Origin of the sequence: Microtetraspora malaysiensis (assembly GCF_001528665.1) — a bacterium.
In the GTDB taxonomy this organism is placed as follows: domain Bacteria; phylum Actinomycetota; class Actinomycetes; order Streptosporangiales; family Streptosporangiaceae; genus Microtetraspora_A; species Microtetraspora_A malaysiensis.
Genome location: NZ_BBYJ01000036.1, coordinates 74484 through 91002 on the forward strand (window position 1 = coordinate 74484; position 16519 = coordinate 91002).

At 72.4% G+C, this 16519-nt stretch carries 15 protein-coding genes; 2 read left to right on the top strand and 13 right to left on the bottom strand.

Annotated features, from left to right (window positions below; all coding sequences use genetic code 11):
- Nucleotides 1-24: 24 nt before the first annotated feature.
- Nucleotides 25-300 carry a ubiquitin carboxyl-terminal hydrolase 14 gene (locus tag AWQ71_RS35595; RefSeq protein ID WP_067142363.1) on the top strand — a complete coding sequence of 92 codons (276 nt, stop codon included), beginning with the start codon at nucleotides 25-27 and terminating at the stop codon, nucleotides 298-300.
- 37 nt (nucleotides 301-337) lie between these two features.
- On the opposite strand, the gene AWQ71_RS35600 is transcribed toward AWQ71_RS35595, so the two are convergent.
- Both AWQ71_RS35600 and AWQ71_RS35605 read right to left on the bottom strand, forming a co-directional pair.
- A complete protein-coding gene (locus AWQ71_RS35600) occupies nucleotides 338-1927 on the bottom strand; it encodes a Na+/H+ antiporter (RefSeq protein WP_067142366.1) in 1590 nt (529 codons plus the stop codon).
- Between the two features lie 50 nt (nucleotides 1928-1977).
- Nucleotides 1978-3429: a chromosomal replication initiator protein DnaA gene (locus tag AWQ71_RS35605; RefSeq protein ID WP_157570765.1), complete on the bottom strand. Its 1452-nt coding sequence runs from the start codon at nucleotides 3427-3429 to the stop codon at nucleotides 1978-1980.
- A 398-nt stretch (nucleotides 3430-3827) separates the two neighbouring features.
- Between AWQ71_RS35605 and AWQ71_RS35610 the strand changes: the two genes are divergently transcribed.
- Complete coding sequence (locus tag AWQ71_RS35610) at nucleotides 3828-5801, top strand: ATP-dependent DNA helicase (protein ID WP_067142372.1); 1974 nt, start codon at nucleotides 3828-3830, stop codon at nucleotides 5799-5801.
- 72 nt (nucleotides 5802-5873) lie between these two features.
- Here the strand turns inward: AWQ71_RS35610 and AWQ71_RS35615 are convergent, their stop codons facing one another.
- The 11 genes from AWQ71_RS35615 to AWQ71_RS35665 form a co-directional block, all read right to left on the bottom strand.
- Entirely contained in the window at nucleotides 5874-6710 is an 837-nt protein-coding gene (locus AWQ71_RS35615) for an MOSC domain-containing protein (RefSeq protein WP_067142429.1), read from the bottom strand.
- 254 nt (nucleotides 6711-6964) lie between these two features.
- Complete coding sequence (locus AWQ71_RS35620; RefSeq protein WP_067142375.1) at nucleotides 6965-7762, bottom strand: SGNH/GDSL hydrolase family protein; 798 nt, start codon at nucleotides 7760-7762, stop codon at nucleotides 6965-6967.
- Between the two features lie 126 nt (nucleotides 7763-7888).
- The gene (gene aroQ / locus AWQ71_RS35625) at nucleotides 7889-8323 is read right to left on the bottom strand and encodes a type II 3-dehydroquinate dehydratase (RefSeq protein WP_067142378.1); all 435 of its coding nucleotides are present in this window, start codon (nucleotides 8321-8323) and stop codon (nucleotides 7889-7891) included.
- 85 nt (nucleotides 8324-8408) lie between these two features.
- Nucleotides 8409-9485, bottom strand: a complete 1077-nt coding sequence (gene aroB, locus AWQ71_RS35630; RefSeq protein WP_067142381.1) for a 3-dehydroquinate synthase — start codon at nucleotides 9483-9485, stop codon at nucleotides 8409-8411.
- Between the two features lie 46 nt (nucleotides 9486-9531).
- The gene (locus AWQ71_RS35635) at nucleotides 9532-10050 is read right to left on the bottom strand and encodes a shikimate kinase (RefSeq protein ID WP_067142384.1); all 519 of its coding nucleotides are present in this window, start codon (nucleotides 10048-10050) and stop codon (nucleotides 9532-9534) included.
- A gap of 88 nt (nucleotides 10051-10138) precedes the next feature.
- Nucleotides 10139-11317 carry a chorismate synthase gene (aroC, locus tag AWQ71_RS35640; protein ID WP_067142386.1) on the bottom strand — a complete coding sequence of 393 codons (1179 nt, stop codon included), beginning with the start codon at nucleotides 11315-11317 and terminating at the stop codon, nucleotides 10139-10141.
- 107 nt (nucleotides 11318-11424) lie between these two features.
- The gene (locus tag AWQ71_RS35645) at nucleotides 11425-12123 is read right to left on the bottom strand and encodes a prepilin peptidase (protein ID WP_067142389.1); all 699 of its coding nucleotides are present in this window, start codon (nucleotides 12121-12123) and stop codon (nucleotides 11425-11427) included.
- A 59-nt stretch (nucleotides 12124-12182) separates the two neighbouring features.
- Nucleotides 12183-12749, bottom strand: a complete 567-nt coding sequence (locus AWQ71_RS35650) for an SseB family protein (RefSeq protein WP_067142392.1) — start codon at nucleotides 12747-12749, stop codon at nucleotides 12183-12185.
- Nucleotides 12750-12815: 66 nt separating this feature from the next.
- The gene (gene bar / locus AWQ71_RS35655) at nucleotides 12816-13922 is read right to left on the bottom strand and encodes a barbiturase (protein WP_067142433.1); all 1107 of its coding nucleotides are present in this window, start codon (nucleotides 13920-13922) and stop codon (nucleotides 12816-12818) included.
- 269 nt (nucleotides 13923-14191) lie between these two features.
- Nucleotides 14192-15130, bottom strand: coding sequence for a carbamate kinase (locus AWQ71_RS35660; protein ID WP_245658820.1), 939 nt, complete (start codon nucleotides 15128-15130; stop codon nucleotides 14192-14194).
- A gap of 693 nt (nucleotides 15131-15823) precedes the next feature.
- Nucleotides 15824-16519 (bottom strand): HNH endonuclease signature motif containing protein (locus tag AWQ71_RS35665; protein WP_157570766.1); only part of this gene is annotated, 696 nt, incomplete at its 5' end.

Genomic DNA, 16519 nt, shown 5'->3' on the forward strand with positions numbered 1-16519 from the left:
GGCGCGGAGAGATCGGGGGAACCAATGGCGACGTGTGAACACCTGGAGGGCGCCGACGCCCCGGCGCCGGTGACGCCCGAGGGCTGCGCCGAGTGCCTCGCCACGGGGATGCGCTGGGTCCACCTGCGCAAGTGCCTGCGCTGCGGGCACATCGGATGCTGCGACTCCTCCCCCGGACGGCACGCCACCGCGCACTTCCGGGAGACCGGACACCCGGTGATCGTCTCGTTCGAGCCCGGCGAGAACTGGCGCTGGTGCTACCTCGACAACCTGATGGACGCGCACGACGGCCTCGCCTGACCTCCTGGTGGCGGGCCCGATGGTCACCCGTCCGTGATCAGTCGCGGACGAGCGTGGCCTCCTCGAAGTCGAGCTCCTGCATCATCCGCCGCAGCACCTCGTCGTCGATGCGGCGCTCGTCGCGGAGCCGGATGATCACGTCTCGCTCGGTGTCGATCATCTCGCGGCGCAGCCGCCGGTAGAGCGACGCCGGCGTCTCCTCCCCCTCCGGTCCGGTGCCGCCGCCCAGCCGCTCCCAGGCGTGCAGCGCCCTGCGCTCGGTCCGGGCACGCAGCACCTCGACGACCTCCTCGTGGACGTCCAGGACGCTCTCCGCGAGCATCTCGTCCAGCCGGGCCAGCGCGGCGTCGGCGGCGGCCTGCTGCGCGGCGGCCTCGTGCAGGTCGTCCTGGTAGCGCTCGCGCTCGTTGGACACGCCCAGCTTCCTGATCAGCCAGGGGAAGGACAACCCCTGGACGACCAGCGTGCCGATGACGATGACGAACGTCACGAACAGCAGCAGATCGCGCTCGGGAAAATCCTGCGGCAGGGCGAACGCGGCGGCGAGCGAGACCACGCCCCGCATCCCCGCCCAGCTCAGGACCACCACGTGCCGCCAGGGCGGCCGGACGGGTTCGCGCCGCCTGATCCTCTTGGACAGGATCCGCGGCACGTACGTCGAGGGGATCATCCAGACGACCCGCGCCACCACCGCCACCAGCAGCAGGACCAGCGCGTACGTCACGATCCGGGCCGGGCTCTCCCCCTTCAGCCCGAGCACGATCGGCCGGAGTTGCAGGCCGATGAGGATGAAGACGATCGATTCCAGGATGAAGTCGGCCACCTGCCAGACCGCGTTGGACAGCAGCCGGGTCCCGTAGGTCGAGCGACTCATCCGATAGCCGAGGTACAGGCCCACGATCACCACGGCGATGACGCCGGAGGCGTGCGCCAGTTCCCCGGCCAGGTACGCGACGTACGGCAGCAGCAGCGACATCCCGTTGGTGACGAGCGCGTCGGTGAGCCTGCGCAGCACCAGCCCGGCCACGTACGCGATGGCGAGCCCGATCGCCACCCCGGCACCGGCGGCGTAGAGGAACGCCCCGCCCGCCTGGACCAGGCCGACGCCCGTGCCGACCACCGCGCCGACCGCCACGCGGAACGCGGTGAGGGCGGTGGCGTCGTTGAACAGGCTCTCACCGATCAGGATGGTGAGCGGCCGCCGCGGCAGGCCGAGCCGGCGGCCGATGGCGACCGCGGCGACCGCGTCCGGCGGCGCCACGATCGCCCCGAGCGCGAAGGCGGCCGCGAGCGGCAGCCTCGGGATCATCAGGTGCGCGACCATGCCGATCACGACGGTGGTGAACAGCACCAGGCCCACCGAGAGCAGACCCACCGCGCGCGCCGTGTCCCGCAGCCGCAGATAGGAGCTGTCCAGCGCCGCCGAGTACAGCAGGGGCGGGAGGAACACCAGCAGGACGACGTCGGGGTTGAGCCGGTATTCGGGCACGCCCGGCACATACGACAGGACCAGTCCGACGATCACCAGCAGCAAGGGAGCCGACAGGTCCCGTCTCCTGGCGGTCCCGGCGACCACGAGCGCGCCGACGGCCAGCAGGACCAGCCCGGCGACCGTCGAGATGTCCATCAACCGTCGAGCGTACTCGCGTGGTCGTCACAGACGCCGGGCGGTCCCCGTCACCAGTCGCGCTCGTCCCGCGGCTCGGGGCGCGTCCGCTCGCCGGTGCTGTACATCGGGTCCTGGACGTAGGGCCGGGTCAGCGACGGGTCGGTCTGGCGCGACGCCGGGGCGCCCAGTCCGAGCGGGTCGTTCGGGTCCACACCGGTGGACGGTGCGGCCTGCGGCTGGCCCGGCTGGGGCTGCTGCTGTCCCTGCTGCGGCTGTCCCTGCTGCGGGTAGGGCTCGGGATCGAACCGGTAGGCCGGACGGCCCGGGACCGGCGAGGGGAACTGGTACACCGGCTCCCCCGGCTCGTACCCGCCGCCGGAGGGGTCCCCGGACCGGGGCTGCGGGTCGTACTGGCCCGGTCGCTCATACCTGCCGGTCTCGTTCTGGTCCCGGTCGTACTGGCCCGGTCGCTCATACCTGCCGGTCTCGTTCTGGTCCCGGTCGTACTGGCCCGGCGGCTCGTACCTGCCGGTCTCGTTCTGGTCCCGGTCGTACTGGCCCGGCGGCTCATACCTACCGGTCTCGTACTGGCCTGTGTCGTACTGGCCGTATCCCGGCGGGGTGGGGTCGTAGGGCAGGGAGTCGCCCACGATCAGGTTCTCTCTCGGAACGCTGTCGGTCGGTGCGGCCGCGCGCCGGTCGCGGCCGGGATTGCCCCGCGCCACGAGCACGTCGTTCGGACCGACCGCGGCCGGAGCGGACTCCTGCTGGTACGGCGGCTGCTTGCCGTAGTCCGGTTCCGGCTGGCCGTACTCGGGACGGCCGTAGTCGGGCTCGGGCTGGCCGTACTCGCCGCCCTGGCGGCCGTAGTCCGGCTCCGGCTGGCCGTATTCGGGACCGGGGCGCCCGTAGTCCGGCCCGGCCTGCGGGTATCCGCCGTCCTGCTGGCCGTAGCCGTTGTCGGGGTAGCCGCCCTCGGGCTGCTGGTCGTAGCCCGCGTCCGCGCGCCCGTACCCGCCGTCGGGGTGCCCGTAGCCCCCGTCGGCGTATCCGTAGCCGCCGTCCTGCTGGGCGTAACCGTCGTCCGCCTGGCCGTAGCCGCCGTCCGGCCCGGCCTGCGCGTACGCGGGGGCCTGGGGCTCCTGCTGGTACGGCGCCGCGCCCTGGTCGGCCGCGCCGTACCCCTCCTGCCCCTGCTGTGGCGGGTATCCCTGATCAGGGAGCTGCGGCCGCTGGTACTGGCCGGTGCCGGGGTACTCGCCCGTGTTGACCTGCGGCAGCGGACCGGTTCGGGGCTCTTCGTCGTATTGGCCGCCGGCCTCGGTGAAGCCGTCGTCCAGGGTGTCGATGAGACGCCCGACGTCGGCCATGGGCATGCGGAAACTGGCGGTGCACATCTCGCCCCGCCAGAGGCTGAGAACCAGCGTTCCCTCGTGCCAGGTGACCCGGAGCACGCGGTCCTGACCACGGGCGTCGAAGAACACCTCACCGAACGATGGCAGTGGGACAACTTCCGACATGGAGGACATAGTGCCTTTACCTGCCCTTATCCGTCCACTCGACCACGGGAATCCCTACAGTAACGCCTGTTCCGGCACCGTTTCGGAGCCCCCGGCCCCGTACCGGGTAGATCGTTACTTGACCGTGTGGGGCTCGCCCGCAAGTGTGCCACGCGCCCCGCTCCTCCGAACCGGGAACGCCGGGATGTGGCGGCCCCGTCACAGAAGCCGGCAGGAGCGATTACCGGAGCCGTCAGAAGTCCCCGGAGGAGACGCCGGGACGTGGCCGCGACGCGGCCGGGACGCGGCCAGGACGCGGCGAAACGGCCCTTCGGGACACGGACGTGGAGCCCCCGGAATCGGGCCGCCGGGCATGACGCGGAGCAACGAATGTCGGCGACAGCGGGTACCGTTCTCCCGTGCCATCCAGTGACTCCAAGATCGCGCTGCCCCCTGTCGACAAGCTGCTCACCGTGGCGGTGACCGGCCTCGGAGGCGCCGAGCGGCCTGGTCAGGTGACGATGGCATGCGCCGTACAGGAGGCGGTCGAGAGCGAGCGGCATCTGGCCGTCCAGGCGGGCACGGGCACCGGCAAGTCGCTCGCCTATCTCGTCCCCGCGATCAGGCACGCCATGGAGACCGGCGACGCGATCGTGGTCTCGACCGCCACGATCGCGCTGCAACGCCAGCTCGTCGATCGCGACCTCCCCCGGCTGGCGGAGACGCTGGAGCCGCACCTGCCGCACAAGCCCGACTTCGCGATCCTCAAGGGGCGGCGCAACTACCTCTGCCAGTACAAGGCGTCCGCCGGCATGCCGGACGACGAGGAGGACCAGCTCTTCGACCCGCGCGAGGTGAGCGCCACCGGGCGGATGGTCCAGCGGATCCAGGAGTGGGCGAACGAGACCGAGACCGGCGACCGGGACGAGTTGGTCCCCGGCGTCAGCGACCTCGCCTGGCGGCAGTTCTCCGTCAACGCCAAGGAGTGCCTGGGGGCGCAGCGGTGCCCAAGCGGCGCAGAGTGCTTCGCCGAGCTGGCCCGGCAGCGGGCGGGCGAGGCGGACGTCGTGGTCACCAACCACGCGCTGCTCGCGATCGACGCCATGGAGGACTTCGCCATCCTGCCCGAGCACGACGTGGTGGTGGTGGACGAGGCGCACGAGCTGGTCGACCGGGTGACCTCCGTGGTCACCGACGAGCTCTCCGAGAGCAGCGTCGGGCTCGCGGTCCGCCGGTCGGGCAGGCTGCTCGAGCAGGGCGTGGCCGACCGGCTCAAGGAGGCCGGCGAGGATCTCGGCGCGCTGCTCACGGCGGCCCCGCCGGGGCGGGTCGACGACCTCCCCCAGTCCCTCGGCCTCACCCTCGCGCTCGTACGGGACGCGGCGTTCGGCTGCATCACCGCCCTCGGCCCGCGCAACAAGGACAAGGACGACCCGGAGAACGCGGGCGCGCGCAAGGCGGCGTTCACCGCGCTGGACGAGGTCCACGACACCGCGCAACGCATGCTCGACGCGTTCGGCGTCGAGTCCGAGGCCGACCGCGCCGAGGTGGTCTGGCTGGACGCCGGGCACGGCCGGGTGCCGCCGACGCTCCGGGTGGCCCCGCTGTCGGTCGGCGGGATGCTCCGCGACAAGTTGTTCGGCGACCGGACCGTGATCCTCACCAGCGCCACGCTGGCCCTCGGCGGCTCGTTCGACGGCATGGCCCGGCAGTGGGGCCTCAGCGACGACTGGACCGGCCTCGACGTCGGCTCGCCGTTCGACCACCCGCGCAGCGGCATCCTGTACGTCGCCAAGCATCTGCCGCAGCCGGGGCGCGACGGCCTGCCCGAGGCGTACCTCGACGAGATCACCGAGCTGATCGAGGCGGCGGGCGGGCGCACCCTGGGGTTGTTCTCCTCGATGCGGGCCGCCAAGGCCGCCACCGAGGCGCTGCGCGAGCGGCTGGACGTGCCGCTGCTCTGCCAGGGCGACGACTCCACGTCGCTGCTGGTGAAGCAGTTCTCGGCCGATCCGGCGACCTGCCTTTTCGGCACGCTGTCGCTGTGGCAGGGCGTGGACGTCCCCGGCCCCTCGCTCACCCTCGTGATCATCGACCGGATCCCGTTCCCGCGTCCCGACGATCCGCTCGCCTCGGCCCGGCAGCGCCACGTCGCCGCCAAGGGCGGGAACGGCTTCATGAGCGTCGCCGCCACGCACGCCGCGCTGCTCCTCGCCCAGGGCGCGGGGCGGCTGCTGCGGTCGATGACCGACCGGGGTGTGGTCGCAGTCCTCGATCCGCGGCTGGCCACCGCCCGCTACGCCGGCTTCCTGCTGGGCTCGCTGCCGCCGTTCTGGCGGACCAGCGACCCGGCGAAGGTGCGCGACGCGCTGCGCCGCCTCTCCGCCTCCTGAGCCCCGGCCCTGCCGCGTCCGCCGCTCCCGTCCACTGGGCCGGTGCCGTGCGGCGCGGACGGCCCGCCCGGTTCAGGCGGACGAGGCGCGCGACAGGACGGTGACCGGGCCGCCGACGGCGATCTTCCCCGGCGCGCGCGGGACCAGGCGGACGCCGAACCAGGTCTTGCCGTCCCACCTGCGGTGCCGGGCCAGGGTGCGGATCGGCTCCTTCCCCTTCACCCAGGTGTCCGGGGCGATCGTGGTGACGGCGCAGCGGTCGCATCTCTCCGACACCCGGAAGTCGACCTCGCCGATGCGGACCTCGGCCCAGCCGTCCTCCTCGTACGGCTCGGCGCCCTCGACGACCACGTTGGGCCGGAAGCGGACCATGGAGAGGGGTCCGGGGAGCTCCTCGCCGTGTTCCGCCGCCCCGGCGGCGATCCACTCGTCGAGCCGCCGGAGGGACGACGCCGATGTCAGCAGCAGGGGCGCGTCCCACGCGAAGCTGACCACCTCGCCGGGCAGCCCGCCGTGCCGGGGATCGATGGAGCGGCGCCGGGGGTCGTCGAGCCACACGAGGCGGGCCGGCAGGCCGAGCAGGGTGGAGAACCAGGCGTGCGCCGCCGCGTCGGCGGCCACCGCGTGGTCCAGCCCCGTGAAGCCCACGGGGACGCGGGGGCCGGTCGCGGGCGGCACCACCAGCTCGGGCAGGCCGGGCGCGGCCAGGTGGAGACCGCCGTCCTGGAGGTTGCGCGCCGTGACGGAGAGCATGCGCGGGAACTCACCCAGCCAGTGGTTGTCACCGTCGTCACCGATGACGGCCCATCGGCGATCTCCGTCGAGGCCCCACGGCTCGATGGTCGCCGCGTCCACCGGCACGCCAGAAGCCGACTTAAGTGGATAAATGTGGATATCACGGAGCCGCATGATCACACGATAGAGCGCTCTCCCCCGCGACCTCCAGCGCGAATCTCCCCGGCGCGAATCTCCCCGGCATGGGTCACGCCGACCGGCGCCACGTCAACGGCGATCGGGGCCCCGGCCCGGTACGCGCGGCCCCGGCGCGGGTCACACCGTCCGGCACCTTGAGCAGGCCTTGAGCAGGCCTCGGCCTCGGCGAGCCGCTCCTCGTGGGGGCCGATCGCGCAGTTCACCCGCTCCGAGCCGGCGGCCGCACGACGTCACGAACCGGTGGAGTCCAGCGGCGCCAGATCGGGGCGCTTGGCGCCGAGGCCGTCACCGGACGACCGTCCGGTGAGCCGCCGGCCGATCCACGGGACGAGGTGCTCGCGCACCCACTGGGCGTCCTCACGGCGCTTCACCCGCGGATCGACGTCCTCACGCGGCGGCCACGCCGTACGCCACGTGTCCTCGGACGGGACGCCGAGCACGTCGAGGACCTTCGCCGCGACCATCCGATGGCCGTGCTCGTTCATGTGCAGCCGGTCGTCGCTCCACGCCCGCCAGTCACGCAGCCCCTGCATCGACCACTGGTCCACCAGGTGGCAGCCGTACAGGTCGGCGATGGAGCGGACGTGCAGGTAGAACGTGGCGAACGTGCCCCGCGCCCGCCGCATGATGGGCGTGTCACGCGGGTCCACCCCGGTGAACAGCAGCACGTCCGCTCCGGTGCTCCGCAGATCGCGTACGGCCGCGCCGAGCTTCTTGGCCATCCGGTCGGGGTCGCTGCCCGGGCGGAGCAGGTCGTTGCCTCCGGCGCAGAAGCTGATGAGGTCGGGCCGCATCTCCATGGCGAGCGGGACCTGCTCCGCGATGATCTGGTCCAGGACCTTCCCCCGGATCGCCAGGTTGGCGTAGCGGAAGCCCGGCTGCAGCCGCCCGAGGTGCTCGGCCACGCGGTCGGCCCAGCCGCGGAACCGCTCGGCCTGCCCGGGGTCCACGCCCGTCGCGTGGATCGGGGGATCGTTGAGCCCCTCGGTGAAGCTGTCCCCGACGGCCACGTACGACGTGTAGGCCACGCCAACCCCCTCTTGTCTGCCCTTCCTCGACGGCCCCTGCCGTCCGCGCCGCGAGACGCCGCGAATCAACCGAGCTTTCGTCTAGTTTTCCCCATGCCGGTCACGCGGGCGAAACGCGGGGGCGGCTCAGGACGGCAGTTCGGCGATCGCGTGCAGGGCGAGCACGTACGAGCGCATGCCGAAACCGGCGATCGTGCCGGTGGCGACGGCCGCGACGACCGAGGTGTGGCGGAACTCCTCCCGCGCGTTCGGGTTGGAGATGTGCACCTCCACCAGCGGCGCGGTCCGCTGCGCGATGGCGTCGCGCAGCGCGTACGAGTAGTGCGTGAACGCGGCGGGGTTCAGCACGACCGGGATCTTGCTGTCCGCCGCCTCGTGGATCCACCCGATGAGCTCCGCCTCGTCGTCGGTCTGCCGGACCTCGACGGACAGCCCCAGCTCGCGGCCGGTCTCCCGGCAGAGCGCGGCCAGGTCCTCCAGGGTCTGCGCGCCGTACACGTCCGGCTCGCGGCTTCCCAGGCGTCCCAGGTTGGGACCGTTCAGAACCAGCACGGGCCTCATCGGCGCACCGCCTTCACATGCGAGCCGGAGTCGGGAAAGCCGGGGCGGCCGGCCCCGGAAAGACGGACGGAAAGACGGACGGGGCTCACCGGGCGACCTCGTGGTAGGCGGCCTCCAGCAGCTCCTCGGCCGGATCCTCCAGCCGGGACGGCTGGGCCAGCCCGTCCAGCACCACGAAGCGCAGCCGGGCGCCCCGGCTCTTCTTGTCCACCCGCATGTGGTCGCGCAGCGCCGGCCACGCCTCCCTCCGGTACGCGGTGGGAAGACCGACCGAGGTGAGGAGGGACCGGGTCCGCTCGACGATCTCGCCGCCGATCCGGCCGTCGAGCCGGGACAGCTCCGCGGCGTACACCAGGCCGATGGCGACGGCCTCGCCGTGCCGGATGCGGTAGTCCTCGACCCGCTCGATGGCGTGGGCCAGCGTGTGACCGTAGTTGAGGATCTCCCTGAGGCCGCTCTCGCGCAGGTCGGCCCCGACCACGTCGGCCTTGACCTGGACCTTGCGCTCGATCAGCTCGCGGGTGTGCCGGCCTTCGGGCGTGCACGCCCCGGCGGGGTCGTCCTCGATGAGGTCCAGGATCACCGGGTCGGCGATGAAACCGCCCTTGATGATCTCGGCGAGCCCCGCGACGTAGTCCGCGCGCGGCACGGTGACCAGCGTGGCGAGGTCGCACAGGACGCCCCTCGGCGGGTGGAACGAGCCGACCAGGTTCTTGCCCTCGGGCGTGTTGATGCCGGTCTTGCCGCCGACGGCCGCGTCGACCATGGCCAGGAGCGTGGTGGGGACCTGCACGACCTGGATGCCGCGCAGCCAGGTGGCCGCGACGAAGCCGGCCAGGTCGGTGGTCGCTCCCCCGCCCACGCCGACGACCGCGTCGGACCTGGTCACGCCGTACCGGCCGAGCGCCGACCACAGCTCGGCGGCGACATGGACGGACTTGGCCTGCTCGCCGTCGGGCACGGGCAGCGAGACGACCTCGAGCCCGGCCGCCTCCAGCGCGCCGCAGACCGGGCGGGAGATCTCGGGCAGGCTCGCCGGGTGAATCACCGCGACCGTGCGCACCGCGGCGCCGAGCAGCCCGGACAGCTCGCCCAGGATGCCGGTGCCCACGACGACGTCGTACGGGCTGTCGCCCCGGACGGTGATGCGGGTGGGGGTCATGAGGCCACCTCACCCGGGCGTGACTCGCACGGGGTGCGGACAGCGCTCATCCGAGTTCCTTCTCGATCTCCGCGACGATGTCGGCGGGCTCGCGCTCGTCCGTGGCCACGGTCACCCGGGCCAGCCGCTCGTAGATCGGGCGGCGCTCCTCCATCAGCCTCCTGAGCTGGCTGCGCGGGTTCAGCACGAGCAGCGGGCGGGCCGAGGCGAGACCGACCCGCTTGACCGCCTGGTCGAGCTTCACCTGCAGGTAGACGACCCGGTGCCCGGCCAGCGCCTCCTGGGTGGCCGGATCGAGGATCGCGCCGCCGCCCAGCGACAGCACGCCGTCATGCTCCTCCAGCGCGGCCCGTACGGCCGCCGCCTCCAGCTCGCGGAACCGCTCCTCGCCGTCTTCGACGAACACGTCGCTCACCGACTTGCCCGCGACCGCCTCGACGTCGGCGTCCGTGTCGCGGAAGCCGACCCCGAGGTGCTCGGCCAGCAGAGTGCCGACCGTGCTCTTGCCTGATCCCGGCGGCCCGATGAGGACCGCGGCGGGCCGCCGCTCTTCTGCCGATTCCATGGTGACGAACCCTATCGAGCCTTCCCCGGCCCGTTCCGGCCGGACGTACGCGGATGTCGGGGAGCCGTCCCGCCGTCGTCGGGAGCGGCTACTTGATGATCAGAGAGGAGAGGTAGCCGGAGAGGTTCCGGGCGACCTCCTCCACCGAGTCGCCGCCGAACTTCTCCAGGGCCGCGTCGGCGAGCACCAGGGCGACCATCGCCTCGGCGACGATGGCGGCGGCGGGCACCGCGCACACGTCCGACCGCTCGTGATGCGCCTTGGCGGCCTCGCCCGTGCGCACGTCGACCGTGGCGAGCGCGCGCGGCACCGTGGAGATCGGCTTCATCGCGGCGCTGACCCGCAGCGGCTCGCCGTTGGTCATGCCGCCCTCGATGCCGCCGGCCCGGTTGGTGACCCGGCGCACGCCGTCCGGCGTGTTGACGATCTCGTCGTGGGCGCGAGAACCGGGACGGCGGGCCGTCTCGAACCCGTCGCCGACGGCGACGCCCTTGATCGCCTGAATGCCCATGAGCGCGCCGGCGAGCCGGGAGTCCAGCCGCCGGTCCCACTGGCCGTAACCGCCGATGCCCGGCGGCAGGCCGTACGCGACGACCTCGACGACGCCGCCCAGCGTGTCGCCGTCCTTGTGCGCCTTGTCGATCTCGGCGACCATGGCCGCGCTCGCGGCCGGGTCGAAGCAGCGCACCGGGTCCTCGTCGACGGCGGCGAGGTCCTTCGGCTCGGGGATCACGCCCTCGGGCGCGGCCGCGCCGCCGATGGAGACGACGTGGCTGACGATCTCGACGCCGAGCGCCTGCTTGAGGAAGTTCCGGGCGACCTGGCCGAGCGCGACGCGAGCGGCGGTCTCCCGCGCGCTGGCCCGGTCGAGCACCGGACGGGCGTCGTCGAAGCCGTACTTCTGCATGCCGGCGAGGTCGGCGTGGCCCGGCCTGGGGCGCGACCTCGGCGCGTTGCGCGCCTGGCCCTCAAGCAGCGCGGGGTCCACCGGGTCGGCGGCCATCACGGTCTCCCACTTGGGCCACTCCGTGTTGCCGATCCGCACCGCGACCGGCGAGCCGAGCGTGCGGCCGTGCCGGACGCCGCCGACCACGGACACCACGTCCTGCTCGAACTTCATCCGCGCCCCGCGGCCGTAACCGAGACGACGGCGGCGCAGCGCCTCGTCCAGCTCGGCCGTGGTCACCTCCACCCCGGCGGGCAGGCCTTCAAGGATCGCGACGAGTTCGGGGCCATGAGACTCCCCGGCGGTCAACCAGCGCAGCATGATGACAAGTCTTCCATGTGTCTCGCAGTGCGACGTCCCTCCCTCTCACCAGGCGAGACGGCGATTCCGTTCCGCGCCCCGCGCGGAACGGTGACCTGGGCGCGCGTCTACCCGACCGGAAGTACGACCGCGAGCAGCGCGGCTCCGAGCATGAAGGGGCCGAACGGGAACTCGCTCGCCCGGGTCGCCCTCCGCGTGATCAGTAGCCCGGCCGCGTACAGGGCACCCAGGACGTGCGCGCCGACCGCGGCGAGGATCACCGCGTTCATCCCGAACACGCCGGTCACCATGCCGACCAGCGCGGCGAGCTTCACGTCGCCCAGCCCCAGCGCCGCCGGCCGGACGAACCACAGCACGGCGTACGCGGCGGCGAGGGCGAGCCCCGACAGCAGTGCGGCGCCGAGGCGGCCGGTGGGCGCGAGCAGGACGGCCAGGACGGGAACCGACGGCAGGGTGATCGCGTCAGGGAGCCGCCGGGTCCGCCAGTCGATCAGGCTGAGTGTCACGCCGGCGACCGCCGCGTACAGCAGGGCCGCCGTCAGGGCGACCGGGACGATCGCCCCCGCGTCCAGAGGGCCGGCCAGGCCGGCGGCCCGCCAGGTCAGCAGCCCGAAGACGGCCGCCGTCACCCCCTCCACGACGTACGGCCGGCGGGGAAGGGGAGGGATGCGCGCCGCCCGGGCGACAGCGGCGCGCGCCTCGCGGCGGGGAGCGCCGGAATCCTCGCCGAAGCCGTCGGCGAGGACCCGGGCGAACGCTCCGGCGGCCAGCCCGAGCAGGCAGGCGGCGAGGACGGCGAGGGGCACGCCGCGACCCTAACCCGCGCGGCGGTCTCCGCGCCGGGTCGAGGAAGAACGAGGGAGAACTACGAGGCGCGCCCGCGCCGGAACCAGCGGCGGCGCGGCGCCGCTTCGCCGATCTTGGTGACGGTGATGCCGGGCACCGCGTCGGCGAGGCCGTCCAGCGCCGACGGGTCGCGTTTGACGTCCTCGATCGCGGCCAGGGCCTGCAGCATGCCACCCTCGATCACGAACGGGATCGGCCCGGCGACGTCGATCACCACGGCCGCCGTACCCTCCTGCCGCGCGGCATGGCACACCTGCGGGCCGCCGGCCTGGATGGGCCGCGCGTCCGGACGCCACATCTTCAGCGCCTCGGTACTGGTGAACGCGAGGACCGCCTCCCGCCCGTCCTTACCGACGAGCTTCGGCAGCGCCATCTCGCTTTCCTTCTCCTGCCTCAGCCCGTGGCCGCCGATCTCGGACTCGGTGAGCAGCGCCACCACGGGCACGAGAAGCCGGGCCTGGCTGATCGCCGGGAGCACATCGGCGGCGGACGCCGTACCGGCCTGGAACGCGGAGAGCGCGGAGGCCACGGCGGCGTCGGCGCTGCCGTCGTCGTCGGGCACGAGCGGCTGCGGAATGGTCAGCACGATTCGCGAGCCTACCCGCCCCCGTGCCCCCTCCTCACACCGGTCGGAGGGGGCACGGGTTCTCGATCAGGAAAGGTCGGCGATGGCGATGACGGGGCCGCCGCCGGAGGGCCCCTGGTGGACCGCCGCGACCGACACGAAGATCGCCGGGTCGCCGGTCACGGCCGCCGCGACGCCGCCGACCGTGGCCTTGATCTGGCGGTGCCAGTGCACGTCGGAGTCGTCCAGCATGATATTGCGGCGGCCGCGCACCCGCCCGGAAGGGTCGGCCTCGCACTTCATGAAGACGTTGACCAGCCGTCCGCCGAGGTCGCTCGGGTGCGGCCGCTCGGGCAGCTCGATGCCCGAGTCGCGGATCGCCTCCCAGATGCCGTCGGCGTCCAGCGCGTCCTTCATCACGGAGTGGCCGGCGCGGTAACGCCCGCCGATGCCGCGCACGTTGCCCACGACGACGATCTGCGCCTGGTCGAGCTCGACGCCGGACGAGCACGAGGCCACCGACGAATACAGCGACAGGTCCTTGTGGATCTGCTCGGCCGTGGGCATCTCGATCTCCCCGAGCGCGACCGCGATGCCGAGCGCCGTCGTGGAGTTGGAGATGTCCATCGACTTGAGGGTGTCCTCGGTGGCGACCGCGTGGCCGCGTTCCTTGGCGTCGGTGATGGTCGCGAGCGTCAGCAGCGGCGTCTTGGTCTGCACGTAGTGGACGTCGGCCGGGTCGTCGATGCCCGCGATCTTCATCGCCTCACGGACTCCCCTGGCGACCTTCTCCACCATGGCCGGACGGCCGATGTCCTCGGGAAGGATCACCTCGCTCATCGCCACGCCGACGCTGAGCCGCGGCTCGTCGGTCGGTACGGCGGTCGCCGGGTCGACCGTCGCGAAGATCGTGGCGTGGGGGCTGAGCACGCCGTCGGTGCCGCCGGACCAGACGAGCGGCACCTGCCTGGCCTCCTCCTCGGTCCGCGTCCCCTTGCTGACCAGGACCTCGCGGAAGGCGCGGTCGGCGAGGATGCGGGTGTAGTCGTTCACACCGCCGTTGCCCTCGGTCTTGCCGATCACCGCGAGCACGCGGTCGGCCTCGATCACTCCGTCGTCGATCAGCTTCGCGAGCCCGGAGGCGTCGGTGACGCTCTCGATGGCGACCTTGCGTACCTCGATCGGATCCGGCATCTCCTGCACCTTTCGTTGTCTGGCTCGGACGTCTCGCTCTGTCTTCGGCGCTTCTGTCGTGGACTTCGTCGGCGGCGGTTTCGTCGTCGGCAGTTCCGGGTCTGTTGTCGTCTTCGTCGGCTCGTCGGCTCTGTTGTCGGCGGTTCCGGGTCTGTTGTCGGCGGCTTCGTCGTTGGCAGTTCCGGGTCTGGAACGGGGACCGCGTCCGGCGTCGTACCCAACTGTCATGGTCGTTGTCGTGGTCGGGCCGAGGCCGCCCGGGGCGTGGCTCACTTCTCGAGGATCGTCCCGATCGCTCCGGCGGGCTCCTCGAGGGCCGTGCCGATGTGCTCCAGCGAGGTGATCACGGCTCGCCGCCCGCCGCCCGCGACGAAGCGCAACGCGGCCTCCACCTTTGGCCCCATGCTGCCGCTCGCGAAGTGCCCGGCGGCCTGGAGCAGCCGCAACTCGCCGAGGCCGACCTTCCCGATCGGCCGGGCGGCGGTCGTTCCGTAACCGGCGACCGCGCCCGGGACGTCCGTCGCGATGACCAGCGCCGTCGCCCGTACGGCTCTCGCCAGCGCGGCGGCGGCGAGGTCCTTGTCAATGACGGCCTCGACGCCCTCCAGGGTCCCGTCCGGCGCGCGGACGACCGGCACGCCGCCCCCTCCGGCCGTGACCACGATGTAGCCCGCCTCCATCAGGGCGATCGCCGGCGCGGCGTCGAGGATCTCGATCGGCTCAGGCGAGGCGACGACTCTGCGCCAGCCGCGCTCGAGTCGCTTCCAGCTCTGCCCCAGCTTCTCGAAGCGGCGGGCGTCGTCTTCGGCGAAGTACTGCCCGATCGGCTTCACCGGATCGGCGAACGCCCGGTCGTCCCGGTCGACCAGGGTGCGGGTCACCACGGTGGCCACCCGAGCGGGCCGCGGCGCGAGCGCGCGCTCCAGCGCGTTCATGATGAGGACGCCGATCGTGCCCTGCGTCTGGGCCACGCACCAGTCCAGCGGCACCGGCGGCAGGACGTGCGCGGCGAGCTGGTTCTTGAGCAGGATGTTGCCGACCTGCGGGCCGTTCCCGTGCGTCAACATCACCTCGTGCCCGGCCCGGATGAGCGCGGCGACGTGCGTCATGGCCTGCTCGACCGCCTGGCGCTGGTCCTCCGGCGACGCGCTCCCCTCGGGAGACGTCATGGCGTTTCCGCCCAGTGCGATCAGTACGCGTTCGCCCACATCGCGAAACTATCCAGCTGGGGACCGGGCTTCATTGGCGACTATCGCCCATCGGCGGCCCATCCTTCGGCAAGCCTTGCGCACACGAGCCTCGCCGTCATGTCAGAAGGCGACCCCCGGGCCTCCGTGTTCGGGCCCCATGCCTGGGTCACGTCCACTGAGGCGCCCCTCTCGGACAGCTCGGCTGGCCCTCGCTCAAGTTCGAGCGCCTGAGGGGCGCGGCCCACTACCCCAGTGCCAGGCGCTGCCGCCCGCAGGCCCTTCGGCTGCCGCCCCGGCACACGTCGCCGCGTCGCCCGCCCGCCCGCCTGCGCCCGTCCCCCTCCGCGCCACTCCGGCTCCCGCGGCGACCCCGTTTGGACCCCGACGTATGAAGCCGATCACTGCCTGTCCGCCGCCCTCTCGGGCGGGACTCCAGCGCGTGGAGCCTTGGCGCGTACAGCCCCGGCTCGTGCCGTTATGGCATGTGGATACCCCGCGCGTAGAGCCCTGGCGGTGGAGCGCTGGCACATGGGAGTTCCGGCACGCGGTGCCCCGGCGTGTGAGGCCTTGGCGCGTGGAGTTCGGACATGCTGCCGGGCCGGCCGGCCCGCGGGTGGGTGGGGCCTGATCACCGGGTGGCCGCCGCGATCAACCTCGCCCATCACGGCTCACGAGTCGCTGTTCGCGGGATGGCTGTTCAGTGGCCGTTGGTCACTGTCTGTCGGTCCAGCGTCGGGGGCGGAGCTTGGAATACCGGTGGAACCGCATCGACACGGTCCCGTCGCCCTGATCGATCACCTCTACCCGATCGGGGTGACGGGACTTCCACTTGTTGTCCGCCGCACACAACGGCGCGAGGTTGTCCAAGTTCGTGCGGCCGGCCGGGTACCAGGGTTCGATGTGGTCGATCTCGGCCAGATAGGCGGGGACGTCGCAGCCTTCACGGCAGCAGGTCCGGTACATGGCCAGGATCGCTTCCCGCTGATCGGCCGAGGCCAGCCGGCGTGCCCGCCCGAAATCCTTCATGATCCCGTCCGCGTCGCGGAGCACCCTGCGGAGTTCAGCGGTGTAGGCCATCCTGCGCGCATCCTGCGCGGGGATCGGGGTGCCGTCCTCCAAAAAGGCCGGCTCCTCCGACTGCCCGGTCAGGGCCTGCTCGGTCACCGACACGTGCATCACGGTCCGCCGCCCGCCCTGCGATAGGCGGATGGCGAGGGCGTCGGCCATACGGCGGGGGCGGCTACGCAGGTCGGTGCTGTCGGTTTTGACCGCCAAAGGTTCCAGCCAGGTCTTCAGCTGCATCTTCAACTCGGGGTCGAGCAGCCCGCTGACGCGGCCCATCCCATCGGTGGTGTCGGAGATCGTCAGGTGCTGGCGTTCGGTCTTGGCCGCCGCCCGCGCCAGCCT

Excerpts from the sequence above, each read along its gene's own strand:
- AWQ71_RS35595 (WP_067142363.1), top strand. The coding sequence starts at position 25 with ATGGCGACGTGTGAACACCTGGAGGGCGCCGACGCCCCGGCGCCGGTG.
- AWQ71_RS35600 (WP_067142366.1), bottom strand. The coding sequence starts at position 1,927 with ATGGACATCTCGACGGTCGCCGGGCTGGTCCTGCTGGCCGTCGGCGCG.
- AWQ71_RS35605 (WP_157570765.1), bottom strand. The coding sequence starts at position 3,429 with ATGTCGGAAGTTGTCCCACTGCCATCGTTCGGTGAGGTGTTCTTCGAC.
- AWQ71_RS35615 (WP_067142429.1), bottom strand. The coding sequence starts at position 6,710 with ATGCGGCTCCGTGATATCCACATTTATCCACTTAAGTCGGCTTCTGGC.
- aroQ (WP_067142378.1), bottom strand. The coding sequence starts at position 8,323 with ATGAGGCCCGTGCTGGTTCTGAACGGTCCCAACCTGGGACGCCTGGGA.
- aroB (WP_067142381.1), bottom strand. The coding sequence starts at position 9,485 with ATGACCCCCACCCGCATCACCGTCCGGGGCGACAGCCCGTACGACGTC.
- AWQ71_RS35635 (WP_067142384.1), bottom strand. The coding sequence starts at position 10,050 with ATGGAATCGGCAGAAGAGCGGCGGCCCGCCGCGGTCCTCATCGGGCCG.
- aroC (WP_067142386.1), bottom strand. The coding sequence starts at position 11,317 with ATGCTGCGCTGGTTGACCGCCGGGGAGTCTCATGGCCCCGAACTCGTC.
- bar (WP_067142433.1), bottom strand. The coding sequence starts at position 13,922 with ATGCCGGATCCGATCGAGGTACGCAAGGTCGCCATCGAGAGCGTCACC.